Here is a 10,995-nt window from a genome sequence, read left to right on the forward strand (position 1 = left end):
TATTGATATAGTCAACGAATAGTCATATCCTATTAATAAATATCTCTCAATTTTTTGTCACTTTCATGATTTCAAAATTAATACTTTTCTTTATCGCCCTGGCAGTTTCACTGCCATCATTTGCTACTGTTGTATTATCCATTAACACAGAGTTTTTTTGGGATTCCCAATTACCTCATGATGGGCAAATAGCATTAGGCGCTGTTGGTAATCCTCCTTCAAAAAAACATGTTCAGCTTGAAGCAAATGCTATTGCCTTACATATTCTTTACAACGATGCTGACATCGTTGGTTTAACCGAAATAGAAGGTGAAAATGTCGCCAAACAAATCCTCAACTACTTACCCAAAGAATACAAATTAGTATTCAAAAAAGGCCGTGATAACTTTACTGGCCAAGATGTCGCTATCATCACTCGCTATGATGTGATTGGCGAACCCAACAACTTTAAAGGTATTGAAGGGAGCTATAACGGCACAAAGAAAACCCCTTCTAAAGCACTTGGCATAAAACTTAAAAACAACTCCGAAACATACGATGTCGTTGTTGCTCATTTGATTTCAAAACGTAGTAGTAATGATGACAAACGAGCTGCTCAAGCTAACTCAATTGTTAAGTATTTAAACGGTAAAACTGGCCACCTTATTGTAATGGGTGATTTAAACGATACTCCGGCCTCAATCACTCTTAACCTTTTGACTCAATCTGGACTAAACATTATCAATGAAAACGAATACAGCTATGTTTACCAAAATAAAAAACAACTAATTGATCACATCTTAATTTCTGACTCATTAAAACTTGGCGCTACTTTTAAATCATTTGATTTAGGTGCCATTAGTGATCACAGAGCAGTAATGGCTAATTTAAAAAAGTAGCTATACCTAATCATGTCTAAATTTACTTAATAACGATGTTAATGTTTGTTGAGATTGTTCAAAGTTTGCTTGGTAGCTACTTAGTTTTTTCAATTCTTCATTAACATCCAACTCTTCTATATCTATGTCTTTCATAATGTATTTAGATATATTTAATTCATTATTTTGCTTTCTAATCTCAGGAATGAAAACTTCTTTATATCGTTCATCATCTGCTAATTTTCCTAAGGCCAAGTTAGCAATTAACTGACTATCATCTTCAGATATTTCTACCTGACTCTTTTCAAACACCCCAATTTCACTGGCATCTACAAACTTTATCGGTGATCCAGCAGGTTTGTTCTTGTTAAGAATTAATAAAGCAGGTGCTATAGCTGTTCCATCTAGTATTGAAGCAGGTAAACCTATGACTGCTTCGAGTAATTCGTTCTCAAGTAAATATGCTCGTACCTTCGCATCATAACCTCCACGAAATAGAAAACCTTGAGGCAATAAAATGTAGCCTTTACCAGTATCATTCAGTTTGCTTAATGCTTGCTGTATCCACAAGCTATCACCCGAATTTGCCGAAACTACGTTACCAGTAGGAACTTCGATAAATGGGGATTCAGCTAGCATTCTACGTTCATCTGCACCAAACCTTAGAGAAAAAGGAGGCTCCATGACTGCTAAATCAAATCTATCTTCCATACCATAAGTAGAGCTTGTTAATGAGTCGGTTAAATTCAGCTTAAATGAGAGACCTTCAAGAGTTAGTAAGCGATATGCTGTTACCCAGGTATTCTGATTTTTTTCTTCTAAATACATTTTATTAGCATTAAGTTTTGAAGCTATTCTAGCTAATCCACAAGCCCCATCATAAAGAGACTGGCCATTACAATCACCAATTAAAGCTGTAAAAATCCTTTCCATATTAAGGTTGGATGACATTTCACCATTTATTCGGCCTGTATTTTTATTAAACTCTCTTAGTAGTTGAGCAAGTAAATTAAAATCTTCTACTTTTGATACTAACTCTATAGCTACGCTAATAACCTTTGTATTAACTCTATACTGATCAGGTGCGGCACATACTTCAGCAGGATATTTATTTTCTAATGATTTGCCTGCATCAGTCAGAGCACCTAGTTGTTTTGCCTGCCCGGTATTAACAATTACTTGAAATAACTCTGGAGCTTCTTTTGCGATAAATGCTACATGTGTAAAAAGCTCAATAAGGTGAGTGATTTCCATAGAACCTCGACAACTATCCATTGCTGCCTGTAACTGCTCTTGTAAATTTTTCATTATGCTGCTCCCTTCATTAGTTGATTAATACAAGCGTTAGCTACTTTCTTTTGCTGTACAGCAAGTTTGATAGTAGATTTATATGCCTGGTTGCTTGCATGAAATAATTCTGAAATTTCGTGTTGCTTATCTAATGCTGGTAATTCAATTTCTAATTTTTTTAGATTTGATAAGCTGACATTTTGAATAGCAGCTCCCGTACTAATTGCATTCAACTTGTTTTGACCTGATGTAGAATTAAGGTATGCCACCAAAACTTCACCTACTAATGCATCCTTGTTTGGTCTCAATAAAATAAAGTTCGCTGAAGCAATAACATTAAGGTTTGCTACCTTAGCTGTTACGTAAGCAGCTCTTATTGAGTTTCCTTTTGCAAGAAGTACGACATCACCTTCTTGTAATTGAAACCGCTGAATGTTTTTTCCTTCTTTAATCCTAATGGTCGTTAGCTGCTCCTCTACAATTTCACCATTTAAGTTCAATGAACTTCCGGTTAATAGTTTTGCAGTATTTACACCTTGTTCTTCTGTTTTTTCAAAAAGGGTATTCGTTGCACCAGTTGTTAAGTCACCACATAATAGTTCAATAGTTTTCATGTTACTCTCCTTTCGTTTTGTAAGTACGATCTACCTTGTTGAGGTAATATTAGGGTAAACAATCTAACAAAGCAAGTAGTTTTTTAAAATTTTCTCGTTCGTACTGGTAAAACGATTTTTTCAATACATATGTATGTCCATATAATTAACTATTTAAAACAAACATGATTGATATGAAAGAGTTGTGAGATAATGCATTTACATTTGTAGGTACACAATAAGCTCCTTTCCTAAACATATCAGGTGTAATGACCTTTATTATTTTAAAATAAAAACCTATACTGTACAAAAACACAGTATTATATATTATGAAATTTATACCTATTTACATCGAAGCAGGGATCTCAGGTTTTGAGTCTCCTGCTACAGAATACAAAGAACTAGGTCTTTCTCTAGATCAACTTCTCATTAGTCATCCTAATTCGACTTTTATTGGTCAGGCATCTGGTGAATCTATGATTGAAGCTGGTATCTTTGACGGGGATTTATTAATTGTTGATAGATCGGTAACATTGAAAGACGGTGACATTATTGTCGCCAATTACAATGGCTGTTTTGTTTGCAAAATAATAGATAAGAAACAGGCACTACTATTATCAGCATCACAAAATCATAGCCCGGTAAAAATTAGCAAGGAAGATGATTTCCAAGTTGAAGGTATTGTTACTCGCTCGATACGGCTACACCATAAATCCCCAGAACTAAAATCATGTATGCCTTAGTTGATGCAGTCTCTTTTTACGCAAGTGCTGAAAAGGTATTTGACCCAAGCATCCGTAACAAGCCTGTTGTTGTTCTTACAAATAACGATGGCTGCATCTGTGCTGTTTGCCCAATCGCGAGAAGGTTAGGCATTCCAAAATTCGAACCATATTTTAAAATTAAATGGTTACTTCAAAAACATGGTGTTGTTGTTCGCTCATCAAATTATGAGCTTTATGCTGATTTAAGCGAAAAAATGATGAACGTCATTGGCAGGTTCTGCGATGACCAATACATCTACTCCATCGATGAATCATTCTTGTTATTTAAAAACTACGACAACTTAATCAAAGACTGGCATAAGTATGGTCATGAAATCAGACGAGCCATATGGAAAGAAACCAAATTGCCAGTAGGTGTAGGATTTGGAACGACACCGACACTAGCTAAAGCTGCGAATCATGCGGCTAAAAAATTACCGGGATATAATGGGGTTTCCGTTATTGATTCAAAAAATAGTGCAAAAGAAGTTTTACAGAAGATGGATGTTGGTGATATTTGGGGTATTGGAAGGAAAATATCAAAACGATTAAACCTACAAGGCATTAATAATGCCTTCCAATTTTCTAGGCTAGATCCAAAATCTATTAGGCGTGAATTTAGTGTTGTAACTGAAAGAACATTAAACGAGTTAAACGGCTTGAGCTGCTTGTCTTGGGATGATGTTCGAGAAGATAAACGGGAAATATTTTCGACCAGAAGTTTTGGACAAAGAATAGTGGATAAACATGCGCTTCAAGCAGCCCTATCCAAGCACGGAGCCATCGTTTGCAAGAAAGTGCGTCAACAGTCATCACTAGTAAAAAAGTTGCTTATATTCGCTTCTAGCTCGCCTCATGATGATTTTTACTATAAGCAATCTTTCGTTTATGAGTTCCCTGTAGCAAGCGATAATAGTTGTGATATTTTGAGTGCAATAAGTAGTGTTCTTGATGAAATATTTAAACCAGGGGTTAGATTTTATCGCTGTGGTGTTGGTGCTGTTCAACTTGAAAGCAGACAATTTCAACAATCAGATTTATTCATGCCGGACAATTCAAATCCACAACTAATGAAGTGCCTTGATAAAATTAATAACCGCTATGGCCAAGGTACGTTAAAACTAGGATCAGAAGGTAAGTCAGAAGAATTTCAAATGAGAAGAGAGTTTCTTAGCCCACAGTTCACAAGCAACTGGAAAGATATACCAAAGATAAGATGCTGAGGCATTAAACCAACACTTAACTACTAGGGCGATTTGTAATAATTAGCCCTTAAATGAGTATTTAAACGTCCAAGAAATCACTTTTTTACCTTTTTTATTTTCAGTGTATTTTACTCTTAATGGAGTATTTTTATTGATTTCAATTATAGCTGGTTCCATGATTCTCTTTTTGATATTTGCGTAGAGTTCATAACTTTTTCCTAAGCAAAATGCTGCTCTAAGCCATTCTACGTCTATTGTTCTATTTCCTTTATTATTATCTTCTAGTTCAGCCATGAACAGATCGTATAACCGATACTGATAGTTGTTCTTTAGCCCTACTATCTGTTGTATTGGATACTTAATGCTATTGGCAAGACTTGTTAGATGGGGAACAACAAGAGGGTTAAGTGTGATTTGCCAGCTACCGCGCTTAGGAAGGCTTTTCTTACCAATGATCCAGCGAAACTCTTCTATCGATTTCTCATTGACTGTGCTTTCATCTAAGTCATGAATGATAACGCTTTTATCATAAATAGATTTAATTGCACCACGAAGATCACGAGAAGCCTCGTTAAGTTCCATTCCAAAGATTTTTTGATAATCACCAACTTTTATTTCATAGTCAGTTACATCGAAACTTCCTTGCCCCGGTACATTATTTTCTGCACATTGAACGGCAACAAGATAAATGATTCTACGTTCATCACGAGATAAGTCATAAGTAGCTTCTGTTAAGGCAACACTCTGTCTGACTTCTCTCTTTTTAAGCTGGTTTTTAACTTTAGTGTTACTCATAATTATTACAATGATAGAATCAATGTAATAGATGATAGTTATTAATTACAGGTTGATCAATAAATTAATTTTCAACAAGTGAATAGTTTTTTATACTATGATATTTTGTACATACAAATGAGCGCACTAATAATTAAATTTAATTTATAGTGTAACTATCAATTAGATTTTTTCTAATTTATATATCAGTAAAATTTAAAGTGGCAAGTAAAGTGTAGTGGTAAAAACGTTGTAAAAAACAAAGAAAATCAAAAAATAAAATATACTAAACCTCTAATAAAATACCATAACACTTTGTTTTTATACAAAAATATTTTTTACTACGTTATATTAACGAACTAGTATAAAAACCATGCAAATTACAACGATCCTTATTTATGCGGGCCATTTACAATACTTATACGCAATTCGAAAGATAAATAAACCACTGAAAAATATAGAATAAATAAACAAAACTTACTACACAAACAAAAACCAAAATAAAACGTAGTAAAAGCAGAAAATATATTATTTTGTCAATTTTTTTTCCTTGTTTTTATAGTCACTTAAAAAGCTTACTACAAATAAAAAACTATTACTAACAACAAGTTAAATATTAACAAATACTAATAAAATGAATACTTTAAAAAAACATACTACTATACTATAATATATGGTAATTATTTTTGTGGGCGGCTAAATTATGAGTGTTGGAAAATTTCTTGAGAATATAAAAAACAAAATTGAAAACTCAGTAGAAGCAAGAGATAAATCTCATTATACCCACTTAAGAACTGCATTAAGTAACTTGATGAAGTACGAGCTTACTTCTGATTACACGCTAAAAGATGATCTAACGGTCAACGTAGAAGATACACTTAAAAAGTACAAAGATATTATAACAAAAGAAGGCAAAGCTGATACCAGAGGACCCCTTTCTAAAGTTAGACGATTATCTGAGTATTATATTGAAATAACTGACATTGATTACGATAACCTTTCTGTTTCAGAATTACTTCTTAAGGCATCCAAATTAAAATTTGAATGTGATATCTATGTCGGAACAATTCCAAAGAAAAATAGATTTAAAATAAAAGAGGAAATAACAACATTATCAGAAATATGCTCACTTATTGTCAGAGAGGCTTATGAGTTAGCTCCTGATAGCTGGAATATTGATGATATTGATAACAGAATTCAGCGAAACAATTCAGTATCTATTATAAAAAAATGGTTTACAGGTGAACGCTACCCAACAGCAAAAATTCCAACATCTAGACTCAATAGCATAGAAAAAGCATTAAATTTGCCTGTCGATATATTAGTTAAAAAATCTCGGCAACTTTCCGAACAAAATAATATAAATAAATACGGTGGGAGCAACGAAAACAATAAAAAAACTCATCGCAAAAAAAACTCTTACGTAATAAGAATTTTAAATCCAGAATTTTATCAATTTTACCAACAATACAGTAACTATAAAATCTATGGTGAAAAGCCTGAAGTTAAATACCCTTTAGAAACAGGTAATAAATATACTTTTGGTGAGTCAACAGTAAGAGAGCTTGATTCTAAAGGAAAAGAAGGAAGGTGGACTGCTGGCAATAATGGCAGAAATAGCAGTCTTCAAAGACTTAATTCTCAATTAAGAGCATTTTGCCATTATTGCGTATCTGAAGAAAAAATAGCAGAAGAAGATGTTTCCTTGTCTCACCTAACAGATTCTAAGTTGCTTGAAAGAATGAAATTATGGGTTCAGCGCACTGGTGGTATAGGATATGTTTTATTTGATAGTTTGTTGCTATTGATTAAAGCAACTACTGCAACTAGAGGTTTTTTACGACTATCAGGCAATAAAGGCGATAGATGTACCGAAGAATATTTTGCTGAGCTTGATTACTTACAAGAAGAGATACCAGTATGGTCAAATCATATAAGGGAGCTTAAGGCTAATGTTTCTAAAGAAACTGTTGGTCGTAAATTAAATGTAAGAAACATTCTAAAAATGGAGCTAGGTGAAAGAAGACAATTATTTGATGATATGAATAAAAATCTTATTGAACGTTCTGAATCAAATTATCAGGAGGCATTATTCTTCCTGAAAAAATCACGCTCGAATAGCGTTCAAGATTCATACAGAGAAAGACTTCTAATGAAATCTTTTAAATTTCTTAACAAAGCATATGGCCAATCCATGACCGCAATGATACTTCAATCATCATTTCAAGTTTGTCCGCGTGTTGGAAATTGGGCAACATTAAACTTTTTTAAGTCAAAAGAAGAAAATATTCATTCTGTACCTTCATTTTCAAAAGCTTTAAAAAATAGATATGAAATAGATATTCCATTGTCTGGTCCAAACTTGCTCAATTACAATGAAAGAATTAGATACATAAAAAACGCTAAAGCATCAAAAACTAAACCCATTAGAGTTATTCTTAAAGAATATTTTTCTCCTACAATAAATCAATTTTTAAAAATAAGAGAACTTTATATTAATGAATTCATGGAGCACTATGCTAATCATTATTTAGATAAACTTATTACACAAGAAAAAGTACTGGTTGAAGGCAAAGGAAAATGTATATTTGAATCTTCCGTACTGCAATATTTTATTGCTACCCTTAATGAAAAATTAGAATCTAAAACACCTGATGATATAAGTTTTTTCAAAAAAGCCATTGCATTAGCTTCTGTTAAATTACCAGAAACTGCTATAAAGGATCTAACAAAAAAACAATTAGATAGAGCTGTAAAAAAAGCTGATCCTAGATTAATAGAAAAAGCCGTATTAGAACTGCAACCTGATATTATTGAAAAAGTTAAAAAAGAGGCTAAGCCAGAAACTATAAATATAGCCATAAAAGAAATTAAAGAAGAAATAAAAGCATATTCTAACTTTGACAATAAAGATGTTATCGCTCTATTTCCATGGGTCTCTGCTCCTAGAAATTATACAAGAATGTCCTTCAGTCAAATAATATCCAACTCCCAACAAGAAAGCTCAATATCCGCTGCTTTGGAAAGGAGAGTCTTTATCAAAAGTAAAATTTCAATTGCACCAACCTATAAAGATGAAACAAAAAACACATTAAATATATTAGTGCCAGATAGCCACTCTAACGGAATTAACATTCATGCAAATAGACATTTATGCGCTATGAACCATCTAGATGAACACCCAGGGGAAACTAGTACAGTTGCTGCCATGATAAACGATACAGAAATGATGGTAATATTGACATATGCTTCTGAGGATAGGGAAAAAATGATGGATAAGCTTTCTCATATGGATTAATTAATTTTTTAATCTCTAAATTAATCAAATGAATAGGTGAGTATCAAAGCTTACCTTCTTCCTTTAATTTTATATACTCCAATAAAGCCGCATACCCTCTTTCCCTTCTAGCTGTCATAACTTCTTCAGCCGTAGCACCACCAAAATAAGAAAGGTTCTGATAAAAAAACCAATTGATCGCATCATCCCTATCATTGAACCAAGGAGCAACTCGATCAATAACCTTTAACCAAATATCATTATCTATATAAACCTTACCTTTCAAGTCGCTCATTTTTTAATCCATTTATGATGATCGGGTTGCTTATCTAACAACCAAATAAACTGTACATAACAACAGTATAACTTAATAACTCCAGGCATCAATACTCTAAATATTTAAATCAGTCGCGCTATCACGCGATCATATTCTATTGGTGCGTTTGTTTTATTGTGTGCCTACATTTGTACTTACTTAAAACACCTAAAACAAAGCCATGCTTTCAAATAATATTTTTTTGTGTGCAATGTACATAAATAGTCATATCACCTCTTAGCGGTTCGCTCAGGCATTCCTGTTTGTACTACTAAGAACAATTTAATAAAGGAACTGATATGACAAAGTTAACAGTACAGAACACAAAAAAAATGGCTTTCCAATAAAGATAACATTCTTCTAATGGCTGAATGGACCGCGAGGCTTATTGGCTGGAAAATTGGAGTAGGTGGATTACTGGTAATGCCGTTTAAGGTTTACCGAAATTATAAAAATGATGAGAATAGAGGGGGTATTCTCATCAAAAACATACCTGTTTTGATGAGAATATGGATTTCATTAGGCGACTGCTGCCATTATCCCCTGTAATTGCTTAATTGGCTTAGCGCTCTTCTTCACAAGAAGGTCTTCATTAATTTTTAAGATAACGCTTTTCAGTACATCTGTCGTGTTATCAATATGCGACACTGATTTTAGCAAGTCCAGCTCATCTGAAATCTTTCTACCCTTAAGTGATAAACGCTTTTCCGATTTACCTGAAGCAAGCTCAGTAGTCAGATAATTTGCAATTTTAGATGCAGACTTTTCATTCATTGATAATGCATGAATGTAATATTTAACCAAGCTAGGCACAAAGTCTGTTTCAGCACCAATTTCACTTGTTGCTAAGTTTAGAATATCAATCATATGAGCAGGCAAGCGCACTTCTATAGGTTTACGTTTAGCCTCATGTGCCTTCTTAATAGCAGGTGTTGACTGGTGAGGAATAGCTACAACTCTGTCACATTCATCACAAACACCAGCGAGAATGTTTTTTACTATCCCACTACCATCTGAAAATGGAACATTACGAAGCTTAAAAGTCGTGCCTACAAGCGACTTACAATCTTGGCAAATTGCCTTCGACTTATTTCCAACTTTTAAAATTTTCATATTTCACCTATTAATTATGTACGCTAATGAAAACAGTATCAGGATCTACAAAATACCACTTTACGTACCAATTCTTACCTGAATGCCTAGTTTTTATGATGTGAACATCAATACTCGAATCTAAATGATGTGGGCTATGAGAATATTCGTTCCCACTGCTTCTTCCAATGATATTGGATACATCGACTATTGTTACCTGCCCTATCTCCAATAAATTTTTTACATCAATATCTTCTCTATCTTCATGCTGTATCAAACCGCCCTTTAAACAATCCAATACTTTCTTCTTTGTAGCTTTAAAACTCATACCACCCCTTTAGTGTACGCGTAATGGCGTACAATTTCAACTTAACATCCATTAATTATATTTCAAGAGATGGAAAATAAAAAAATCCAGTTACGCCTTATTTATACACACAACTGTATACACATAAAGAAACCAAGCACCTTTAGTTAAGTGTTTTCTGAAATTGATTTAACTATTTTTTTCAAAGTGGCACTATCTTGAATATGTACACAAGCTCTCATAACACGACTACGACTAACTTTTTTGCGTGGCATCAACTCTTGAACCTTCTCAGTTAAAATATCCAGCTCATCGAGTTCATGTTGGGTCATTCGTAACGGTAAACGCTTCCCGGTAGTAACGTTTTTGTTTTCTTCAACAGTAGTTACACCTGTATGCTTTCTATCTACTCTATCTTTTCTAGCCATAGTTAGATTACCTCTACGTTATATCTTTCACCGGGAATATTCATATGATCCAAAATTTCATTGGTTAAACTCATGTAGTCCTGATGTGATTT

General features: G+C 33.5%; 11 protein-coding genes. 4 read left to right on the top strand and 7 right to left on the bottom strand.

The annotated features are described in order from the left end of the window. Nucleotides 1-65 precede the first annotated feature (65 nt). A complete protein-coding gene (locus ABXH06_RS17570) occupies nucleotides 66-878 on the top strand; it encodes an endonuclease/exonuclease/phosphatase family protein (protein ID WP_353519068.1) in 813 nt (270 codons plus the stop codon). A gap of 6 nt (nucleotides 879-884) precedes the next feature. Here the strand turns inward: ABXH06_RS17570 and ABXH06_RS17575 are convergent, their stop codons facing one another. Both ABXH06_RS17575 and ABXH06_RS17580 read right to left on the bottom strand, forming a co-directional pair. After that, nucleotides 885-2,165 (bottom strand): N-6 DNA methylase, encoded by a 1,281-nt coding sequence (locus ABXH06_RS17575; RefSeq protein ID WP_353519069.1) that lies wholly within the window; start codon nucleotides 2,163-2,165, stop codon nucleotides 885-887. Continuing rightward, nucleotides 2,165-2,761 (bottom strand): restriction endonuclease subunit S, encoded by a 597-nt coding sequence (locus ABXH06_RS17580; RefSeq protein WP_353519070.1) that lies wholly within the window; start codon nucleotides 2,759-2,761, stop codon nucleotides 2,165-2,167. The genes ABXH06_RS17575 and ABXH06_RS17580 overlap by 1 nt, the downstream gene beginning before the upstream one ends. A gap of 308 nt (nucleotides 2,762-3,069) precedes the next feature. On the opposite strand from ABXH06_RS17580, the gene ABXH06_RS17585 reads away from it, so the two are divergent. Together ABXH06_RS17585 and ABXH06_RS17590 are read left to right on the top strand one after the other, a co-directional pair. After that, nucleotides 3,070-3,483, top strand: a complete 414-nt coding sequence (locus tag ABXH06_RS17585) for a LexA family protein (RefSeq protein ID WP_353519071.1) — start codon at nucleotides 3,070-3,072, stop codon at nucleotides 3,481-3,483. Continuing rightward, nucleotides 3,471-4,727, top strand: a complete 1,257-nt coding sequence (locus ABXH06_RS17590; RefSeq protein WP_353519072.1) for a Y-family DNA polymerase — start codon at nucleotides 3,471-3,473, stop codon at nucleotides 4,725-4,727. The genes ABXH06_RS17585 and ABXH06_RS17590 overlap by 13 nt, the downstream gene beginning before the upstream one ends. A gap of 42 nt (nucleotides 4,728-4,769) precedes the next feature. Here the strand turns inward: ABXH06_RS17590 and ABXH06_RS17595 are convergent, their stop codons facing one another. Next, entirely contained in the window at nucleotides 4,770-5,504 is a 735-nt protein-coding gene (locus ABXH06_RS17595; RefSeq protein ID WP_353519073.1) for a RepB family plasmid replication initiator protein, read from the bottom strand. Between the two features lie 682 nt (nucleotides 5,505-6,186). Here ABXH06_RS17595 and ABXH06_RS17600 point away from each other — a divergent pair. Then, entirely contained in the window at nucleotides 6,187-8,781 is a 2,595-nt protein-coding gene (locus tag ABXH06_RS17600; protein ID WP_353519074.1) for a hypothetical protein, read from the top strand. Between the two features lie 43 nt (nucleotides 8,782-8,824). On the opposite strand, the gene ABXH06_RS17605 is transcribed toward ABXH06_RS17600, so the two are convergent. From ABXH06_RS17605 to ABXH06_RS17620, 4 genes are all read right to left on the bottom strand, one after another. Beyond that, entirely contained in the window at nucleotides 8,825-9,055 is a 231-nt protein-coding gene (locus tag ABXH06_RS17605; RefSeq protein WP_353519075.1) for a hypothetical protein, read from the bottom strand. 540 nt (nucleotides 9,056-9,595) lie between these two features. Next, complete coding sequence (locus ABXH06_RS17610; protein ID WP_353519076.1) at nucleotides 9,596-10,189, bottom strand: hypothetical protein; 594 nt, start codon at nucleotides 10,187-10,189, stop codon at nucleotides 9,596-9,598. Nucleotides 10,190-10,199: 10 nt separating this feature from the next. Then, nucleotides 10,200-10,496: a hypothetical protein gene (locus tag ABXH06_RS17615; protein ID WP_353519077.1), complete on the bottom strand. Its 297-nt coding sequence runs from the start codon at nucleotides 10,494-10,496 to the stop codon at nucleotides 10,200-10,202. A gap of 146 nt (nucleotides 10,497-10,642) precedes the next feature. Beyond that, nucleotides 10,643-10,903, bottom strand: coding sequence for a hypothetical protein (locus ABXH06_RS17620; RefSeq protein WP_353519078.1), 261 nt, complete (start codon nucleotides 10,901-10,903; stop codon nucleotides 10,643-10,645). Nucleotides 10,904-10,995: the final 92 nt, after the last annotated feature.

It is taken from the genome of Thalassotalea sp. SU-HH00458, assembly GCF_040362795.1.
GTDB classification, from domain to species: domain Bacteria; phylum Pseudomonadota; class Gammaproteobacteria; order Enterobacterales; family Alteromonadaceae; genus Thalassotalea_H; species Thalassotalea_H castellviae.

What these genes read in the sequence shown, in the direction of transcription:
- ABXH06_RS17605 (WP_353519075.1), bottom strand. Translation starts at nt 9,055, where the DNA reads ATGAGCGACTTGAAAGGTAAGGTTTATATAGATAATGATATTTGGTTA.
- ABXH06_RS17610 (WP_353519076.1), bottom strand. Translation starts at nt 10,189, where the DNA reads ATGAAAATTTTAAAAGTTGGAAATAAGTCGAAGGCAATTTGCCAAGAT.
- ABXH06_RS17595 (WP_353519073.1), bottom strand. Translation starts at nt 5,504, where the DNA reads ATGAGTAACACTAAAGTTAAAAACCAGCTTAAAAAGAGAGAAGTCAGA.
- ABXH06_RS17615 (WP_353519077.1), bottom strand. Translation starts at nt 10,496, where the DNA reads ATGAGTTTTAAAGCTACAAAGAAGAAAGTATTGGATTGTTTAAAGGGC.
- ABXH06_RS17570 (WP_353519068.1), top strand. Translation starts at nt 66, where the DNA reads ATGATTTCAAAATTAATACTTTTCTTTATCGCCCTGGCAGTTTCACTG.
- ABXH06_RS17620 (WP_353519078.1), bottom strand. Translation starts at nt 10,903, where the DNA reads ATGGCTAGAAAAGATAGAGTAGATAGAAAGCATACAGGTGTAACTACT.
- ABXH06_RS17585 (WP_353519071.1), top strand. Translation starts at nt 3,070, where the DNA reads ATGAAATTTATACCTATTTACATCGAAGCAGGGATCTCAGGTTTTGAG.
- ABXH06_RS17575 (WP_353519069.1), bottom strand. Translation starts at nt 2,165, where the DNA reads ATGAAAAATTTACAAGAGCAGTTACAGGCAGCAATGGATAGTTGTCGA.
- ABXH06_RS17580 (WP_353519070.1), bottom strand. Translation starts at nt 2,761, where the DNA reads ATGAAAACTATTGAACTATTATGTGGTGACTTAACAACTGGTGCAACG.
- ABXH06_RS17590 (WP_353519072.1), top strand. Translation starts at nt 3,471, where the DNA reads ATGTATGCCTTAGTTGATGCAGTCTCTTTTTACGCAAGTGCTGAAAAG.
- ABXH06_RS17600 (WP_353519074.1), top strand. Translation starts at nt 6,187, where the DNA reads ATGAGTGTTGGAAAATTTCTTGAGAATATAAAAAACAAAATTGAAAAC.